Annotated in this window: 20 protein-coding genes and 1 pseudogene; 16 read left to right on the forward strand and 5 right to left on the reverse strand. The window is 36.4% G+C overall.

Features of this window, described 5'->3' with window-relative positions; all coding sequences use genetic code 11:
* Positions 1 to 352: 352 nt before the first annotated feature.
* The 6 genes and pseudogenes from moaA (at position 353) to mobB (ending at position 5,161) form a co-directional block, all read left to right on the forward strand.
* Positions 353 to 1,369 carry a GTP 3',8-cyclase MoaA gene (moaA, locus tag H7K77_RS03810; protein WP_186576393.1) on the forward strand — a complete coding sequence of 339 codons (1,017 nt, stop codon included), beginning with the start codon at positions 353 to 355 and terminating at the stop codon, positions 1,367 to 1,369.
* Positions 1,370 to 1,396: 27 nt separating this feature from the next.
* Positions 1,397 to 2,410, forward strand: coding sequence for a MoeB/ThiF family adenylyltransferase (locus H7K77_RS03815; RefSeq protein WP_186576394.1), 1,014 nt, complete (start codon positions 1,397 to 1,399; stop codon positions 2,408 to 2,410).
* 62 nt (positions 2,411 to 2,472) lie between these two features.
* A pseudogene (locus H7K77_RS03820) lies at positions 2,473 to 3,700 on the forward strand (molybdopterin molybdotransferase MoeA); the annotation flags it as partial.
* 15 nt (positions 3,701 to 3,715) lie between these two features.
* Positions 3,716 to 4,189 (forward strand): molybdenum cofactor biosynthesis protein MoaE, encoded by a 474-nt coding sequence (locus tag H7K77_RS03825; protein WP_186576396.1) that lies wholly within the window; start codon positions 3,716 to 3,718, stop codon positions 4,187 to 4,189.
* Positions 4,186 to 4,419, forward strand: coding sequence for a molybdopterin converting factor subunit 1 (moaD, locus tag H7K77_RS03830; RefSeq protein WP_186576397.1), 234 nt, complete (start codon positions 4,186 to 4,188; stop codon positions 4,417 to 4,419). Before H7K77_RS03825 ends, moaD begins: the two co-directional genes overlap by 4 nt.
* A gap of 244 nt (positions 4,420 to 4,663) precedes the next feature.
* A complete protein-coding gene (gene mobB / locus H7K77_RS03835; protein ID WP_186576398.1) occupies positions 4,664 to 5,161 on the forward strand; it encodes a molybdopterin-guanine dinucleotide biosynthesis protein B in 498 nt (165 codons plus the stop codon).
* Here mobB and H7K77_RS03840 read toward each other — a convergent pair.
* The gene (locus tag H7K77_RS03840; RefSeq protein ID WP_186576399.1) at positions 5,158 to 5,883 is read right to left on the reverse strand and encodes a Crp/Fnr family transcriptional regulator; all 726 of its coding nucleotides are present in this window, start codon (positions 5,881 to 5,883) and stop codon (positions 5,158 to 5,160) included. The two genes, mobB and H7K77_RS03840, sit on opposite strands and share 4 nt — an antisense overlap.
* A 168-nt stretch (positions 5,884 to 6,051) precedes the next feature.
* On the opposite strand from H7K77_RS03840, the gene H7K77_RS03845 reads away from it, so the two are divergent.
* Positions 6,052 to 6,633, forward strand: a complete 582-nt coding sequence (locus H7K77_RS03845) for a molybdenum cofactor guanylyltransferase (RefSeq protein WP_186576400.1) — start codon at positions 6,052 to 6,054, stop codon at positions 6,631 to 6,633.
* Between the two features lie 13 nt (positions 6,634 to 6,646).
* Positions 6,647 to 7,030 (forward strand): YbaN family protein, encoded by a 384-nt coding sequence (locus tag H7K77_RS03850; protein WP_186576401.1) that lies wholly within the window; start codon positions 6,647 to 6,649, stop codon positions 7,028 to 7,030.
* 119 nt (positions 7,031 to 7,149) lie between these two features.
* On the opposite strand, the gene H7K77_RS03855 is transcribed toward H7K77_RS03850, so the two are convergent.
* Positions 7,150 to 7,656 carry a phosphatidylglycerophosphatase A family protein gene (locus H7K77_RS03855; RefSeq protein WP_186576402.1) on the reverse strand — a complete coding sequence of 169 codons (507 nt, stop codon included), beginning with the start codon at positions 7,654 to 7,656 and terminating at the stop codon, positions 7,150 to 7,152.
* Between the two features lie 208 nt (positions 7,657 to 7,864).
* On the opposite strand from H7K77_RS03855, the gene H7K77_RS03860 reads away from it, so the two are divergent.
* The 4 genes from H7K77_RS03860 (at position 7,865) to thrB (ending at position 12,332) form a co-directional block, all read left to right on the forward strand.
* A complete protein-coding gene (locus H7K77_RS03860) occupies positions 7,865 to 8,842 on the forward strand; it encodes a protein kinase family protein (protein WP_186576403.1) in 978 nt (325 codons plus the stop codon).
* Positions 8,843 to 9,072: 230 nt separating this feature from the next.
* Positions 9,073 to 10,365, forward strand: a complete 1,293-nt coding sequence (locus H7K77_RS03865; protein WP_186576404.1) for a homoserine dehydrogenase — start codon at positions 9,073 to 9,075, stop codon at positions 10,363 to 10,365.
* A gap of 3 nt (positions 10,366 to 10,368) precedes the next feature.
* Positions 10,369 to 11,430 (forward strand): threonine synthase, encoded by a 1,062-nt coding sequence (gene thrC, locus H7K77_RS03870; RefSeq protein ID WP_186576405.1) that lies wholly within the window; start codon positions 10,369 to 10,371, stop codon positions 11,428 to 11,430.
* Positions 11,427 to 12,332 (forward strand): homoserine kinase, encoded by a 906-nt coding sequence (gene thrB / locus H7K77_RS03875; protein ID WP_186576406.1) that lies wholly within the window; start codon positions 11,427 to 11,429, stop codon positions 12,330 to 12,332. Before thrC ends, thrB begins: the two co-directional genes overlap by 4 nt.
* 156 nt (positions 12,333 to 12,488) lie before the next feature.
* On the opposite strand, the gene H7K77_RS03880 is transcribed toward thrB, so the two are convergent.
* A complete protein-coding gene (locus tag H7K77_RS03880; protein ID WP_235988825.1) occupies positions 12,489 to 12,722 on the reverse strand; it encodes a NifU family protein in 234 nt (77 codons plus the stop codon).
* Between the two features lie 180 nt (positions 12,723 to 12,902).
* On the opposite strand from H7K77_RS03880, the gene H7K77_RS03885 reads away from it, so the two are divergent.
* From H7K77_RS03885 to H7K77_RS03900, 4 genes are all read left to right on the forward strand, one after another.
* Positions 12,903 to 13,229: a YuzD family protein gene (locus H7K77_RS03885; RefSeq protein ID WP_186576407.1), complete on the forward strand. Its 327-nt coding sequence runs from the start codon at positions 12,903 to 12,905 to the stop codon at positions 13,227 to 13,229.
* Between the two features lie 82 nt (positions 13,230 to 13,311).
* Positions 13,312 to 13,548 carry a YuzB family protein gene (locus H7K77_RS03890; protein WP_186576408.1) on the forward strand — a complete coding sequence of 79 codons (237 nt, stop codon included), beginning with the start codon at positions 13,312 to 13,314 and terminating at the stop codon, positions 13,546 to 13,548.
* A 32-nt stretch (positions 13,549 to 13,580) separates the two neighbouring features.
* On the forward strand, positions 13,581 to 14,438 hold the full coding sequence (dapF, locus tag H7K77_RS03895) for a diaminopimelate epimerase (protein ID WP_186576409.1): 858 nt from the start codon (positions 13,581 to 13,583) through the stop codon (positions 14,436 to 14,438).
* 64 nt (positions 14,439 to 14,502) lie between these two features.
* The gene (locus H7K77_RS03900; protein WP_186576410.1) at positions 14,503 to 14,862 is read left to right on the forward strand and encodes a HesB/IscA family protein; all 360 of its coding nucleotides are present in this window, start codon (positions 14,503 to 14,505) and stop codon (positions 14,860 to 14,862) included.
* Positions 14,863 to 14,970: 108 nt separating this feature from the next.
* Here the strand turns inward: H7K77_RS03900 and H7K77_RS03905 are convergent, their stop codons facing one another.
* Positions 14,971 to 15,804 (reverse strand): MBL fold metallo-hydrolase, encoded by an 834-nt coding sequence (locus tag H7K77_RS03905; RefSeq protein ID WP_186576411.1) that lies wholly within the window; start codon positions 15,802 to 15,804, stop codon positions 14,971 to 14,973.
* A 121-nt stretch (positions 15,805 to 15,925) separates the two neighbouring features.
* Positions 15,926 to 16,912: an NAD(P)/FAD-dependent oxidoreductase gene (locus H7K77_RS03910; protein ID WP_186576412.1), complete on the reverse strand. Its 987-nt coding sequence runs from the start codon at positions 16,910 to 16,912 to the stop codon at positions 15,926 to 15,928.
* Positions 16,913 to 17,136 lie beyond the last annotated feature (224 nt).

Consider the following 17,136-nt stretch of genomic DNA (forward strand, 5'->3'; position numbering starts at 1 on the left):
GACTCCTGTGGGAAAAGCAACAGGTGAAGACCCCACAGGAAGCGGGTTTCTTCCGAGGAGGCTGAGGCGTTGCCCACGGAAAGCAACTGCCCGGAGCGGAAATCAACGTTGCACTCATCCTTTTCAAGCTGAACATTACACTATGACGGATTTTATCTCAAGTATGAAGTTGAAGGATATTGTATGGAGTGTAAAATTATAGTGGTTAAGTAAGTTAACTAAACAATAAAGAACGTTGCTACCTTTGTGGCAACGTTTTTATCAAAAATTATCTGTAATTTATTTGATGAGGATGACTGGTCCTTCCTGGTACTTTGGTTACAGAAAAAATTTAGGTAATAGGAGAGATCCCATGACAAAACCAATGTTACAAGATAAATTAGGGCGCCCACTGCAGGATTTGCGAATTTCGGTGACGGATCGTTGTAATTTTCGCTGTACGTATTGCATGCCAAAAGAAATATTTGGTAAAGACTTTGCCTTTATGCCTAAGGACCATTTGCTGAGTTTTGAAGAGATTGAACGGCTAGCAAGAATATTTGTTGATTTGGGTGTTAAAAAAATTAGATTAACTGGTGGGGAACCGTTATTAAGAAGGAATCTACCAGAATTAATTCAAAAGCTAGTAATGATTGACGGCTTAGAAGATATTGGTTTAACTACGAACGGTGTTTTGTTAGGGAAGATGGCAGAAAAACTCAAGACAGCAGGACTAACAAGAGTAAATGTCAGCTTAGATGCACTGGATGATGAATTATTCCAATCTATTAATGATAGTGGCATTAGTTCTAAGCGTGTCTTAGAAAGTATTGAACAAGCTCAAGCAGCGGGGTTAGAAGTTAAAGTGAATATGGTTGTCAAAAAAGGGATGAATGATCAGGAAGTAATCCCAATGGCGAAGTATTTTAAGGAGAAAGGAATTACGTTACGATACATCGAGTTTATGGATGTTGGCCAATCAAATGGTTGGGATTATAGTAAAGTAGTTACAAAGAAACAACTCTTTGAGCAATTAAATGAGGACTTTCAACTGGAACCAGTCGATCCAGCTTATCTTGGTGAGGTAGCAAAACGATACCGCTACAAAGGAACAAATAGTGAAGTAGGCTTCATTACCTCTGTATCTGAGTCATTTTGTTCGAGTTGTACACGAGCAAGAGTCGCAGCAGACGGCAAATTTTATACTTGTTTATTTGCTTCAGGCGGATTTGATTTAAAAGAAGTTATAAGATCAGGTGCAACAGACGAAGAGCTGAAAGATACGATTATTCCTACATGGAAAGAACGAGGAGATCGCTATTCAGATGAACGTACCGAGGAAACAGCAAAAAATAGAAAGAAGATAGAAATGTCATATATTGGTGGTTAGAGAGTCATCAAAGGGGGGGATTTATAAATGGATGATAGATATTCACGGCAAACGTTATTTAAACCGATAGGGAGCAGTGGTCAAGAAAATATAGTAAATAGTCATGTTCTTATTATTGGCTGTGGTGCATTAGGATCGGCAAATGCAGAAGCTCTTGTACGTGCTGGAGTAGGGCGTGTGACTCTGATCGACCGGGACTATGTCGAAAATAGTAATTTACAACGTCAGCAGCTTTATACAGAGAAAGATGTGCTTGGTCAGTTGCCCAAAGCTATCGCTGCAAAAAGGCATTTGAGTTTAATTAATGCTTCAGTTGAAGTTACTGCCCATGTTATGGATGCTACTAGCCATTCCCTTGAACCTATCCTTAACGATGTAGACGTAGTCATCGATGCAACAGACAACTTTGACATTCGGTTTATCATGAATGATTTGATCCACAAACATAACATTCCATGGATATTTGGTTCTTGTGTTGGAAGTACCGGGATGAGTTATACCGTACTACCTAAAGAAACACCATGTCTCCATTGCCTATTAGCTGCTGCGCCAATGTTTGGAGCAACATGTGACTCAGTTGGAATTATTTCGCCAGCTGTTCAAATGGTTGTTGCCCATCAGGTAACAGAGACACTCAAACTAATAGTAATGGATCGTTCGTCATTACGGAATAAATTAGTTACGTTTGATTTATGGAATAATCATTACCAAACTATTAAAGTAGGCCGTGCGAAAAAAACAGATTGCCCTACCTGTGGGGAAAATCCTACTTATCCTTATCTTAACTATGAGGTACAAACAAAGACTGAGGTTCTTTGTGGACGCAATACGGTCCAGATTAGAAGTGGCCTAAAAGAACAGTCTTTAGAGAGCTTGGCAAAACAGTTGGAAAAAATTGGTCCGATTAAGCTTAATCCATTTTTGTTATCAATCGAATATAGAACTTATCGAATAGTCTTTTTTAAAGACGGTCGTACGTTTATTCACGGAACAAATTCTATTGAAGATGCAAAGAGAATATATTATCAGCTAGTAGGATAGGGAGGCAAATCGTGGTAGAACGAAGGAAACCAATTAAAATCAAAGAAGCAGTCGAGAAAGTGATGAGCAATGCTAAACCCGGTAAAGTCATTCATCTACCAATTGAAGAATCTTATGGACATATATTAGGAGAAGATTTAATAGCAGATCACGATGTGCCCGCATTTGACCGATCTCCCTATGATGGGTTTGCCATCCATTCTAAATCAACCTTTCATGCATCTAGGGATAAACCAGTGGAATTAGAGGTTGTTGGGGAAATTGGTGCAGGAAGTGTGTTCAACGGACATGTTGAGGAAGGGCAAGCAGTTCGGATCATGACAGGTGCACAGATTCCAGACGGTTGTGATTCGGTTGTGATGATAGAACTTGTTAAAGAGATTGATCGAAAGACGATTGAGATAAACCGACGATTCAAAGCAGGCGACAACATATCGTTCCAAGGAGAAGACACGAAAAAGGGAACAATTCTAGTTCGAAAAGGAACATATATTAATCCTGGGATTGTTGCATTACTAGCTACTTTTGGTTATAAAAAAGTCCCAACAAGTTCTATGCCTAATATAGGAATTATCGCAACTGGTAGTGAATTATTAGAAGTAGAGGAAGAATTAAAACCAGGTAAAATACGAAACAGTAATGCCTACATGATTCAGGCACAAATTGTTAGGGCAGGAGGTAATCCCTTTTATCTAGGGCAATTTAGTGATGACTTTTCAATCTGTTTGGAACATGTGAAAAATGCGTTAGATAAAGTGGACTTTCTTATTACCACCGGTGGCGTATCTGTTGGTGATTATGACTATCTACCAGCCATATATGAAGAACTAGGTGCAAACGTGTTATTTAACAAAGTTGGGATGCGTCCAGGTAGTGTGACTACTGTTGCTGAGAAAGATGGGAAACTACTGTTTGGATTATCTGGCAATCCGTCTGCTTGTTATGTCGGTTTTGAACTATTTGTTAGGCCTGTTATCCGAACTTTTTTACAAAGTAAATTTGCCTTTGTTAAACGTGAAAAAGCTTTACTCGGTTCAGATTTCATGAAACCGAATCCTTTTGATCGGTTTGTAAGAGCAGATCTAACCTATCAAAATGGAAATCTATTGGCTACACCAACCGGCTTGGACAAGTCCAATGTTGTTTCCTCTTTAGGATTAGCAAATAGCCTTATTGTGTTACCGGGGGGGACAAGAGGCTATCAATCTGGTACAAAGGTGGATGTGCTTTTACTAGAAGACCAAAGAGGGACGACAATGGACAACTTTTTATCATATGAGAAAAGAAGGTAGGGAGGTTATCGATTTGTCTGAAAAACTATTTAATGTACAAGAAAAGCCTATACAATTAGAAGAAATCGTTAAAAAGGTGGAATCGAGTAATGCAGGTGCTATTACTACCTTTATTGGAACAGTAAGAGAGTGGACGAAGGGGAAACGAACTGTTTATTTAGAGTATCAAGCATACGTTCCTATGGCGGAAAAAATGCTCGCTCAGATAGGTAGTGAGATTCAAGCGAAATGGGAAAATACAAAGGTTGCCATAACACATCGGATTGGTCACTTAGACATTTCAGACGTAGCTGTTATTATCGCTGTTTCTTCCCCTCACCGGAAAGCTGCATACGAGGCAAACGAATATGCGATCGAGCGTATTAAACAAATTGTTCCGATTTGGAAAAAAGAACAGTGGGAAGATGGAGAAGCATGGATTGGAGATCAATTAGAAAGGGTAGCCTATCAGGAAGGAAAGCCTAAAATAAAGGATGAGGATCGTTGATAAATTTATTGTTTTTTGCTCATTTACAAGAGGAAATTGGGAACGACAAGATAAAGCTAGAGACTGATAACATTACGGTCAAACAATTAAAGGGCATACTAAAAACTGACTATAATCTAAGTCAGATGGATCAGGTCATGGTTGCCATTAATGAAGAATATGCATTAGAGGATGATATAATAAAAAGTGGCGATACAGTAGCTTTAATTCCACCTGTCAGTGGTGGGTGAACTTAACTTTTCACATGCTATTTTATTGAACGAATATGAAACTAGTAAAAGCACAAAACTAAATAAGTAAATAAAAGGCTAAACAGTAGTTATCGACTGCTGATTAGCCTTTTGATTTTTCTTCAACAGACAAAAATTCTAGTGATCTAAGTCTAAGCAGTATAGTGCGTGACATATTTCACTACACATTACAGAAAAACTGATAGAATAGAACGAGAAACACGGATGGAAAGTAGGGATATCAATGAAAATCATCCAGGTTGTTGGCTATAAAAATAGTGGTAAAACTACAGTTTCCAGTGGGATAATAAAGATGCTTACGAAAAAGGGGTATAGAGTAGCTTCTTTAAAGCATCATGGACACGGTGGAGTTCCATTAGGACTTGAGGATACAGACAGTGAAAGACATCTTAGGGCGGGTTCTGTTCTTGCTGGTGTGGAAGGTGAAGGACATTTAAATTTAAGTGTGCAAGATATGGATTGGAATATGGAATCGTTAATTGGAATCTATAGAGCCATGCATACAGAAATATTGGTGATAGAAGGGTTTAAGCAACACAACTTTGGCAAAATTGTGTTGCTAAGGAATCAAGAAGACAGTCATTTATTAAATAACTCCAGTAATATTAAGGCAATTCTTGCAGAAGAAACACTCGAAAATGTAACACACCCAATCTTCCATAATAATAACGATTTATATAATTGGGTGGAGAATAATCTTTCTATTTTCAAAAATCATTAGAAAATATTACACACTTCAATTGGGCAGTTCTCACAACCAATTTCATCTCTAAGAAACTGTATATCTTTAATTGTTATTTTTCCATCTTCATCAATATAGATGATATCAAGTTTTCGCAATTCACTAAGCATACGATTAACACTTTCTCGGGTTGCAGCACAAAACTTACCTAATTCCTGATTAGTGAGGATCATCTCGATTTCAATGCCGTCCGATGTTGTATTACCATAGCTATTTGCTAGACGAATCAGAGTAGAATATAATGCACCCTTTTTACCATTCAGCAATAGGTCACGTATTTTAGACTGAAACTTACGCATATGGTTACTGACCCATTTCATAAATTCGATGGTAAGTTGGCCATTTAGAGCTAGCTCTTTCTCTAATTTAACTCTATTAACGACTAGTACTTCTCCATCTTCCAGGACTTTACCGCTCAGCAAAAATTTGGGATCATCACAAAACAATGTTAGTTCACCAACTATATCATTGCTTTTACAAATGCGGAGTGAAAGTTCTTTCCCCTCTGAGGTAATTTTGCCTACTTGTACTAACCCAGATTTTAAAATATAGATCTCTTGTGCTTCCATACCTTCCTGAAAAAGATACGTATCTTTATGGATTTTTTTTGACACTCCAAGCTTTTCTAATAATTGTCGTAATTCATCTGATAGATAGTCTTGTTTAGTTATTTTTTGTTTTTCAAGTAAAGCGGTTTGCATTGGGATCACCTCTGAACTTTTATATACCATTTGGTGTAAAAACTATATAAACTTATTTTAACACTCAATTTATCTTATATTAGTAATTGAAACTTACAATATTGTGACTTTTGTATATCAATAAGATTTATATTGTATGCTAAAAGCTAGAAAGGAAAGTGCTATAAGATGACTTATACTATTGTCGGAGTTCTAATTGCTGGAGGGGAATCTAGGCGATTTGGATCTCCAAAGGCATTTGCAACAAGAAAAGGCTTACCATTCTATCACTATTCGAAACAAGCCTTGGAAGTAGTATCCGATGAGGTTATTATAGTTACAAGCAATTTATTAAAAAACAGTTTTGAACGGGACCAAGATAGCGCACATATAATTTGTGATTGTAGCGAGTTTAGTGGTGACGGGCCATTGGCTGGAATTTATACAGCAATGCAAGAAGTTCAGTCAGAGTGGTATATGGTGTTACCAATTGACATACCTTTTATTGATTCACTTGTAATGAAGGAAATCGTGGCAAATAGGCATGGACTATGCGAGGCCGTTATTCCGTTAGTAAATGGAAGAACCCAGCCATTGATTGCTCTCTATCATTATTCAGTCAAGGAGAAAATTGAAAAGCAATTAGTGGAGAATAAAAAATCACTAAAGCAATTACTAGAGCATTTAAAAGTAAATTATATCGAGATCGAGGATGAAAAATCATTTGTAAATATCAATACCAAGGATGATTTCGGTAAATACGTGGACTAATGGAGAGATAGAAATGACAAGCGTTAGAAAAGTTATTCTTATTATTTGTGGCTTGGTTTCGTTATTAATGGGTGTACTAGGCATTATTTTACCGTTACTACCAACGACTCCCTTTTTATTATTATCCGCGTATTGTTTTGGTAAATCTTCTAAAACCTTACATGATTGGTTACTGCATAATAAGGTATTTGGTGACTATATTAAACAATTTCGTCAAGGGCAAGGGATACCACTGCGTGCAAAGGTGATAATATTGCTTATGTTATGGGCAAGTGTCATTTATTCTATTGTAATGATCCCCTTTTTATTGGTGAAAATTATGATGGCAACAACGGGTATATCGATATCGTATTTTGTGATATTTCATAAACGTTTTCGAACTAAAAAACAAATCTAAACCAAAAACCTGAGAGTAATAGTCTCTCAGGTTTTTTTGATATAAGAAAGTATAAAAATCAGAGATGTCTAGCTTCGGGCGCCTACCCCTTGAGGCCTGTGCTTTTCTTATGATAAAGGTTAGGAATCCATTTCTTGTTCGTGTGCTGCACCATGCGCCAATCTACTAGAGGCAGCTGCTGCAATTGCACCAACGATATCATCAAGGAATGTATGACAATCTCCACTACTTTTATCATTTAATTTCTTTAAAATTCCTGGCTTCTGTTTATCGATATAACCGTAGTTTGTAAAACCTATTGATCCGTACACGTTTACGATCGAAAGAGCAATGATTTCATCGACTCCATAAAGACTCTCATCTGTTTCAATTGTTTCTTGTAAAGGAGATTCCAACTTTTTTTGTTCAGCAAGTACATCTAATTGTATGCCCGTTAAGATAGCGTTTTGTACTTCTCGTTTCATTAATACACGATCAACATTCTCACGACAAATATCCATAGACAAGTTGTCATGATATTTATGTTGCAAGTAGTAGACCAATTCAGCCATGTCGTCCACAGTAACACCACGTTCTGTTAACCATGCTCTTGCTTTTTTCTCTAAATCAGATTGACTTCGACTCATTTAATCACACCTTATAATATATTCTACTCTTTAGTATACCCATCGTGTATACGTATCAATCAACTTGTTCGATTCAGTTTTTTTATATTAATTATTAGAATGGTTTCATAATATGAATATATCAGGTATTTTTTCGTTTTACTGAATAGATATAGAAGTACAAATAATTGTAACGTAGACTTAGATTGTTTGAAAAGGGGAGATAGATGTGTTAGATGTTATCGCCAACTATGTAGAAAATTTCCACGGTGAAAAAACAAAGATAGATGGACACGATGGATATATTCAGGATAATACGGTTTATTTTGTTTTACCCAAATTGCATGATGAGGTTATTCATTATGAACAGAAGACGGTTAGTGACTTTTTGATAGATCAAGGTCTTGATAATGTCGTCACACCATTACTCAACTTTCAGGGTCAAATAACCACTCAAGTTAATCATACAGAGTATATAGTATGTAGTAGTAATTTAAAACGTGACAATCGAAACATACTTGTAGATGGCCAATTAATGGCAATACTACATAAATCAGGAGCTGAGTATCCATATGAACCCCAATACTTATCAAGTTATGGAAAATGGAAGGATTTATGGCAAAATAAAATAGATTCCTACGAAGGGATTTATCTAAACAAAATAAAAGAAAGGCCTGTTACAAAGTACCAAAGATTATTTATTGATACTTTTCCATATATAATAGGACTATCTGAGAATGCACTACAATACTTACAAGAAACGGAAAGTGAAAGAAGATACCACGAAGGAGATCAAGGTACAATTGTATTTCAACGTTATGCTAACCAGTTGCACAAACCTTATATATGGTCGCATGAGTTAACGTATGATCATCCGGTGAGAGATATTGCTGAATATCTACGTCCGCGCTTATTAGACAGTGACTCTAGAGTAGATGAATTGAATACCTTTTTTACGGAATATGAAAAGGTGAGGCCACTTTCTATATTTGGTTGGCGTTTGTTATATGCAAGGCTTCTATTTCCTGTTCATTTATTCGATTTGATGGAAAAGGGATTATCTTCAACTGATACAAATGAAGAGATGTATCGTAAATATAAACAAATTTTAGAGGAACAGCAGAATTATGAAAAAAACGTTCGACATCTATTTTCTAATATAGGGATCGATGCCAATAAATTAGAGATTCCTGAACTTGATTGGTAAGGTACAAAATTGACTAAGAAAAACTGTAGACATTTGCGTGTTCTGATGTCTACAGTTTTTCTTTTTTCTGTGTTATTTCCGTTTCAGATAGATTATACTAGTTGTTAAGTTGCTTGTACTTTTCAGAATTTTGGGCAAATGATCCTTGATAAACCATATATGGAGCGGTATAATGTCCACTATAGATAAACATATGTACTCTTTAAACATACAGAGGGAGGCGGCCTAGCTTGAAAGAAATAAACGTAGGATTGTGCGGTCTTGGTACGGTAGGAACTGGCGTAGTAAAAATACTGCAAGATCACGGAAACGAGATAAAATATAAGGTAGGTAGTGAGATTACTGTAAAAAAGGTCCTTGTCCACGATATAAATAAAAAGAGAGACGTGGTAATTGATCCAGAATGGTTAACTACAGATCCTAAAGAACTAGTTGATAACCCAGAAATTGATGTCATTATTGAAGTGATGGGTGGTATCGAGGATACTAACTTACTCATGGAAAGAGCATTAAAAAACAAAAAACACATTGTTACGGCAAACAAAGATTTAATGGCAGTCCATGGCCAACAATTACTTAAGTTAGCAAAGGCAAATAATTGTGATATTTTTTATGATGCTAGTGTAGCTGGAGGTATCCCTATTTTGCGTTCGCTATCGGATGGTCTTGCCTCGGATAAAATTCAGAAAATTATGGGAATCGTGAATGGAACAACTAACTATATATTAACGAAAATGACAGATGATCAATTAGATTTTGATCCTGTTCTAAAAGAAGCACAAAGTTTAGGTTTTGCAGAATCAGATCCAACTTCGGACGTAGGTGGTTTGGATGCTGCAAGAAAAATGACTTTACTAGCGAATTTAGCCTTTAAAATGGAAATAAGTTTAGATGATGTAGATATCTCAGGAATTACCGATATTTCACAAGAAGATATTGCCTTTGCAACGAGCTTAGGTTATACAATTAAGCTGATAGGTATTGCATCTATACAAGATGGTAAAGTAGAGGTAAGTGTAGAGCCAACTCTTTTACCTCAAGACCATCCACTTGCAATGGTTAAGAATGAGTTTAATGCGGTTTATGTGTACGGTGAAGCAGTTGGTGAAACGATGTTTTACGGCCCTGGTGCTGGTAGTTTACCAACTGCAACTGCAGTTGTTTCTGATCTGATGGAGGTAATTAAAAACATTAATTTAGGTATAAGTGGGAATGAATATGTTACGCCACAGTTTGAAACACAACTAAAAACAAACAATGAAATTTTCACAAAGTACTTTGTTAGAATGGAAGTTGATGATGAAGCTGGTACTTTCCAGAAGATCACTAATATTTTTTCAGATGAAAAGGTTAGTTTTGCTAAGATCTTACAGCTTCCAGGTAGTAAAAAAGAAACCGCCGAGATCGTAATGGTTACACACCAAATTAGTAAGCAACAATTGATAAATAGTCTTGAAAACTTAAAAGGCTTATCTGTCGTTAATAGAATTATTAGCTACTATAGAGTAGATGGGGAGGAATAGAAAATGTCATATCAGGGATTATTGCATCAATACAAAGAACATTTACCAGTAAATGAAAATACTCCTAAGTTAAGCTTACAGGAAGGTAACACACCATTAATTAAACTAGAGAAGCTTTCCGAATTGCACGGAATCAATGCCTATGCCAAGGTCGAAGGGGCAAATCCTACGGGTTCGTTTAAAGATCGAGGAATGGTGATGGCAATGGCTAAAGCTATTGAAGATGGTGCTAAAGCTGTTATTTGTGCATCAACAGGTAATACCTCGGCTTCTGCTGCAGCATTTGCAGCGCGTGCAGGACTTAAGTGTATCGTCGTTATTCCAGAGGGTAAAATTGCTCAAGGTAAATTAGCACAAGCTGTTATGTATGGAGCTGAAATTTTCTCGATAAAAGGTAATTTTGATGATGCGCTCAAGATTGTTCGGAAATTAGGAGAAACAGGTGCTGTTGCGCTTGTGAATTCTGTAAATCCATACCGAATTGAGGGACAAAAAACGGCTGCATTCGAAGTATGTGATGTTTTAGGGAAAGCACCAGAATATTTGTTTATCCCTGTAGGTAATGCTGGGAACATCACGGCATATTGGAAAGGATTTAAAGAGTACCATGAATTAAAACAAACTGGTTTACCAAAGATGATGGGATTCGAAGCTAGCGGTGCAGCTGCTATCGTTCATGATCGAGTATTTGAAAATCCTGAAACAGTCGGAACAGCGATTAGAATCGGTAACCCTGCAAGTTGGCAAGGTGCAGTGAGTGCCAGAGATGAATCGAATGGAGCAATCGATGAAATCACAGATGAAGAAATGATTGAAGCATATCAATGGATTGCTGCTAATGAGGGTATTTTTGCTGAACCTGCTTCTTGTGCATCAGTAGCTGGTTTATTTAAAGCACTTAAACAAAACAAAGTGGAAAAAGGTTCGACTGTTGTAACAGTTCTTACTGGTAATGGACTTAAAGATCCTAATACAGCTATTGATTATAGTGAAGTAAAACCACGTGTATTACCAAATGATGAAGAAACGGTAATGCAAGAAATCATGGGTAGTGTAGTGGTATGAGTTGGGTAATAAAAGTACCATCCAGTACGTCAAATTTAGGGGCTGGTTTTGATTCTATTGGTTTAGCACTAAATCTTTTTTTAGAATTAAAAGTCACTAAATCTGAATCATGGGAATTTATCCCTGGTTCGGATTGTCTAAATGATATTCCAACTGGTAAGGATAACTTAGTTTATCAGATTGCGGAGCAGGTTGCTGTTAAGTTTGATAAAGGTCCTTTATCACCTTGTCGTGTAGAAATGAAGAGCGATATTCCTCTAGCAAGGGGACTGGGCAGTAGTGCAACTGCAACCATTGCTGGGATAGAACTAGCAAACGTTCTGTTAGATTTAAATCTATCGCAGGAAGAAAAGTTAGACATTGCAACCAATATTGAGGGACATCCAGATAATGTAGCTCCATCGTTAATGGGAGGCTGCGTTATCGGGCATTTCGATTATGAGGTTAATTGGATAAAAGCAAAAGTAGAAAATGTAACATTTGTTGCGATCATACCTAATTTCGAATTGAAGACGAAAGAAGCAAGAGCAGTTTTACCAAGTACATTTAAGTATCAGGAAGCTGTGCATGCTAGTAGTATTGCTAATGTAAGTGTAGCGGCTATTTGTCAAGGAGACTGGGAGTTATTAGGGAAAATGATGAAAAAGGATTTATTTCATCAACCTTACCGTAAATATCTAATTCCTCACTACGAAGAGTTGGAAGCTTATCTAGAGGAATCTGTCTATGGAACGTTCTTAAGTGGAGCAGGGCCTACCATGATCGCAATTGTTAATAATATTAAGGTAGAAGAACTTTTAAATAAATGGAAAGCTGACTATTCTCAATTCGAATGGTTACCACTTCAGGTTGAAAATGAAGGCTCTATGACAATGGAACTAGATGTACCAATAAATAGATAGTAAGAAATTGTAATGAAGAAATAGCATACCTTTTGAATAGGTATGCTATCTTCATTTATGTCCATTGATACCTATTTAGGTTAGGTTTAATTTGATTAATTACCAATAATAAAAAGCTTCTCATAAACGAGAAGCTTTATCTATATTGGTTAGTTATTAAAATACTTGTTCGATTTCAGTGATTCCAGGTACTTCAGCCATAAGAGCTCGTTCAATACCAGCTTTAAGCGTGATTGTTGAACTTGGGCAATTACCACATGCTCCCATAAGACGAAGACGTACAATGCCACTGTCTACATCTACTAATTCTACATCGCCGCCATCACGTAATAAAAATGGACGTAATTTATTCAAAACCTCTTGTACTTGTTCTGTTTGTTCTTGCATCATCCATCTTCTCCTTTCTAAACACAATTTTATTATAAAGGGTTTGCTTTAAAAAATCTATGATTTAAATCACTATGTTCATATGGTACTTTTATTGTATTGTACTGCATATTATTTTATCTTTAAATAGACGTTTTGTAAAATATTAATAATTATAGAAATGAAAAAGATGGAGGTTAAGTATTGGTTAAAAGGATAAAGTTAACTGTATATGGATCTAAACAAATTTGTGCAAGTTGTGTTGGCGCCCCAAACTCTGTTGATACTTATGAGTGGTTGCAAGCGGCAATATCACGTAAGTATCAGGATGAAATAATCGATTATCAATACGTAGACATTAATGAACCTCCGGATAGTAAAGAACATATAGAATTTGTAGAGGAAATCTTGGAGAATGATCTATTTTATCCGATCATTTTAGTGAATAATGACATCGTGGCAGAAGGGATACCTCAACTGAAAAAAATAACCCAAGCATTGGAAGAAGAGGGGATTTTATTACGAGCATAGCCATATCTATTCTTAATTGTAATATGTTAAGATAGGCTTATGACTAGGGGATTCTTCCTTTTTAGATGAAAAGGAGATTAACATGTATCCAGTGATAGAATTTTGTATTAATAATTTGGTTAGCGGATCACAAAAAGCAAAAGAGGAACTAGAAAAGGATCCTGACCTTGATGTTATAGAATATGGATGTACGAGCTTTTGTGGCATATGTTCACAGTTTTTATTTGCAATAGTTGATGGGGAGCCAATTATGGCCGATACCCCGGATGAGTTAGTAGATAAAGTATATGATTTCTTAGAGGAGAATGACTTAATCTAAGAAAAAAAGAAAAGTACAAGTTGGGGGTAACTATGAACATTCCTTTTACGAAAATGCATGGACTAGGAAATAGCTATATCTTTGTAAACCTATTTGAATTTGAAATAAAGGAAGAAGATCTTGCACCACTTGCTGTTGCAGTAGCCGATAAAGATACAGGTATAGGCTCGGATGGTCTGATTCTCATTCACCCAACTGAGCAAGCAGATGTAGGGATGCGTATTTTTAATAAAGATGGGTCAGAAGGTAAAAATTGTGGCAATGGTCTAAGATGTGTTGCAAAGTATGCTTTTGAGAATAAATTAATAGAGAAACGTATATTTACAATTGAAACGAAGGCTGGAAACGTAACAGCCGAAGTTCATGGTGACAACACAAATGTTCATGAAGTAACCGTAGACATGGGTCATCCCATTTTGAATCGTTCTGATATACCTATGAAAGGGCATAATGATGATATGGTCGTATCAGAACCATTTGACGTTTTAAATGAAAAACTTTCTGTTACTACTGTTTCAATGGGGAATCCTCATGCTATCTTTTTTGTTGATGACATAGAAAATGCTCCTCTAAAACGCTTAGGTTCTGTCATTACTAACGATCATCGATTCCCTGAGGGAGTAAATGTGGAATTTGTTGAGATAATATCAGATAGAGAGGTCCATTTTCGTGTATGGGAAAGAGGATCTGGTATAACGCAAGCGTGTGGAACTGGTGCTTGTGCAGCTGTAGTGGCAGCTGTTTTAAATGATCATTCTAATAAAGGTCAAGAAGTATGTGTTCACTTAAGTGGTGGAGATTTATTTATTACTTGGGCAGGGGATGGTCATGTATGGATGCGCGGTGCAGCAACTACTACGATAACAGGAAAATTTCATTGGCAAGCTTGAAGGTTGAACGACTAGTAAAAACTTTGTATACTAGATAAACAAGAAATAATGAGGAGGACTATAAATGGTTCTTAATATTACGGACAATGCAAGTCTTCAGATAAAAGAAATGATGAAAGAAGAGAGTCAAGAGAATGTACGTCTTCGTTTCGGAGTTAAAGGTGGCGGATGTAGCGGTCTTTCTTATTCCCTAGGGTTTGACTACGATGTTAATCAAGAATTAGATATGGTAGAAGAAATTAACGATATCCCTGTTATTATTTTTAAACAAGATATCCCCGTTATTGAAGGAACAACTATCGATTTCAAACAAAACATGATGGGCGGCGGATTTACGATTGATAATCCAAACGCCATTGTATCTTGTGGTTGTGGATCTTCTTTTAAAGCAAAGGAAAGAGAAGGTACACCTGAGAGTTGCTAATTGTAAAGTCCTTGGCTATCTGGCCAGGGACTTTTTTCTAATTAATTTAAACTGTAAAAAAAATACGAGCGCAAAATAAGCCCGACTACTCATCGGGCTTATTTTGTATTAGTGAACAAATCGTCCATGCTCCGGTATTGCTATGGAATCAAAATCGGTACTCAGTTTGTCTAACTCGTTTGTTAACGTATCGCCAGACATGGGTAAACCATGGCCTGTAATTGCTACGCTTGGTTTCAATTTGTTGAGCTTCTTTACTGACCTCCAAGCTGCATCCCAATCTGTAGTGAAATATTTCGGTGGACCACTAATTTCTAGTTTTTGGGTCATTACCTTGTATAGTGATTCTTGTTTCACTGTTACAAATGCATCACCCGCAACCAATGTTTTATCTTTCTCTCTGAACAAGGAAATATGTCCCTTTGTGTGACCAGGTGTATGAATCCATGTCCAGTCTGGTAAAAATGGAACAGAGTTATTTTCAGGTAATGGTTTTACATGTTGTTCAAGGTCAATACTATGATTGGGAAATAACGGTGAAACTTCCGAGATTAATCCTCCATCAACAGTAGGATCACCTTTAGGATAAGACTGTTTTCCAGTAAGGTAAGGCATTTCCAGGGAATGTGCGTACACTGGCACATTCCAATAATTTACTAAATCAGTAATGGAACCTACATGATCAAAGTGTCCATGTGTTAATAGGATTGCTTTTGGAGGATTATCGTCACCAAATCGCTGCTCTGCCTCGTCAATAATTTTTTGTGAGGATCTTGGCATGCCAGCATCTATTAACACCCATTGGTTCGTTTTTGGGTCAGTTATATAAATGACATTTACGATTTGAGTTGGCAAATAATAAACACCATCTGATATAGTTTGACCAATCCCACTAGTAATACTTGTTACAGGAATTACTCTATCCTCATATATGTTTTCCATCTTTTCCTCCTTGGAGATACAAGTTGGGAATGTAAAGATCATTCCTTACTAATTTATCTCTAAGTACTAAAAAATATCCAAATAAAAAAAGAACTGAGGATTACTCAGCTCTTAATTCGTACTATTCAAACATGCTAGTCGAGTGTTTTGGTTGGACTCTCGCATCGGGATCAAGGTAAGCTTTGGCATTATTAATGGCTGTAGGACCTTCACCAAACCCAGATGCAATTAAATTAACCTTCCCAGGATAAGAACAAATATCACCTGCTGCATAGATTCCTTCTAAATTTGTTTCCATTTTCGAATTAACTACGATACTGTTTTTATCAATCTCTAAGCCCCAATTTTTAATTGGACCAAGCGAGGAGATAAAGCCATAGTTAACAAGGACTGCGTCAACATCGATGGTTACTTCGTTTTCCCCTTTAACCTCTTCTAACACTACTTTGTCAATTTGATCTGTTCCGATTAAAGAAGCAGGAACGAAAGGCGTCATTACACGTACTTTAGAATTCATTAATTTCTCAACACTGTGCTCATGTGCCCTGAATTTATCTCTTCGGTGTACAAGGGTAACTTCTTTAGCAATAGGTTCCAACATAAGGGCCCAATCAACAGCAGAATCCCCACCACCGAATAATACCACTTTTTTATCACGGAACTTCTCCATGTTATTGACGAAGTAATGTAGGTTCTTATTTTCAAATACCTCTGCACCATCTACAGGAAGCTTTCTTGGTTGAAATGCACCATTTCCAGCTGTAATAATTAGTGTTTTTGTATAATGTGTCTCTTCATTTGTTGTTAATTTAAAAGATTTATCTTCTAAACGTTCGATTGTTTCAACAGATTGGTTTAAAACGATTGTTGGTTTAAATAAATCTGTTTGTTCTTTCAAATTATTAACTAACTCTTGAGCACGAATTTTTGGAAATCCAGCTATGTCATATATATATTTCTCTGGATAAAGTGCACTTAATTGCCCACCAATTTGTGGGAGACTTTCAATTATTTTAACGGAAGCTTGTCGTAAGCCACCGTAAAAAGCAGTAAATAATCCAACGGGTCCAGCCCCGATAATGGTAATATCGTAAACGTTATCAGACATATGTATAATCCTCCTAATAATCATAAACATAAGATGGTAAATATTTTAACATAGATTGTTTCATAATGGATAGATTATGCACAGTAAGTTATTTTGAAAATTTAGAATATAACTAAAATTAACAGAAAGCTTGAAAATTTGACACCAAACGACTAAGATAAGCAATAGGTCAAATATTACAAATTTGTGACAACTATATCGTAGTACGTGAAATTTATCACGAT

It is taken from the genome of Aquibacillus kalidii (assembly GCF_014280935.1).
In the GTDB taxonomy this organism is placed as follows: domain Bacteria; phylum Bacillota; class Bacilli; order Bacillales; family Amphibacillaceae; genus Aquibacillus_D; species Aquibacillus_D kalidii.

What these genes read in the sequence shown, in the direction of transcription:
- moaA (WP_186576393.1), top strand. Translation starts at nt 353, where the DNA reads ATGACAAAACCAATGTTACAAGATAAATTAGGGCGCCCACTGCAGGAT.
- H7K77_RS03815 (WP_186576394.1), top strand. Translation starts at nt 1,397, where the DNA reads ATGGATGATAGATATTCACGGCAAACGTTATTTAAACCGATAGGGAGC.
- mobB (WP_186576398.1), top strand. Translation starts at nt 4,664, where the DNA reads ATGAAAATCATCCAGGTTGTTGGCTATAAAAATAGTGGTAAAACTACA.
- H7K77_RS03840 (WP_186576399.1), bottom strand. Translation starts at nt 5,883, where the DNA reads ATGCAAACCGCTTTACTTGAAAAACAAAAAATAACTAAACAAGACTAT.
- H7K77_RS03845 (WP_186576400.1), top strand. Translation starts at nt 6,052, where the DNA reads ATGACTTATACTATTGTCGGAGTTCTAATTGCTGGAGGGGAATCTAGG.
- H7K77_RS03850 (WP_186576401.1), top strand. Translation starts at nt 6,647, where the DNA reads ATGACAAGCGTTAGAAAAGTTATTCTTATTATTTGTGGCTTGGTTTCG.
- H7K77_RS03855 (WP_186576402.1), bottom strand. Translation starts at nt 7,656, where the DNA reads ATGAGTCGAAGTCAATCTGATTTAGAGAAAAAAGCAAGAGCATGGTTA.
- thrC (WP_186576405.1), top strand. Translation starts at nt 10,369, where the DNA reads ATGTCATATCAGGGATTATTGCATCAATACAAAGAACATTTACCAGTA.
- thrB (WP_186576406.1), top strand. Translation starts at nt 11,427, where the DNA reads ATGAGTTGGGTAATAAAAGTACCATCCAGTACGTCAAATTTAGGGGCT.
- H7K77_RS03880 (WP_235988825.1), bottom strand. Translation starts at nt 12,722, where the DNA reads ATGATGCAAGAACAAACAGAACAAGTACAAGAGGTTTTGAATAAATTA.
- H7K77_RS03890 (WP_186576408.1), top strand. Translation starts at nt 13,312, where the DNA reads ATGTATCCAGTGATAGAATTTTGTATTAATAATTTGGTTAGCGGATCA.
- dapF (WP_186576409.1), top strand. Translation starts at nt 13,581, where the DNA reads ATGAACATTCCTTTTACGAAAATGCATGGACTAGGAAATAGCTATATC.
- H7K77_RS03900 (WP_186576410.1), top strand. Translation starts at nt 14,503, where the DNA reads ATGGTTCTTAATATTACGGACAATGCAAGTCTTCAGATAAAAGAAATG.
- H7K77_RS03905 (WP_186576411.1), bottom strand. Translation starts at nt 15,804, where the DNA reads ATGGAAAACATATATGAGGATAGAGTAATTCCTGTAACAAGTATTACT.
- H7K77_RS03910 (WP_186576412.1), bottom strand. Translation starts at nt 16,912, where the DNA reads ATGTCTGATAACGTTTACGATATTACCATTATCGGGGCTGGACCCGTT.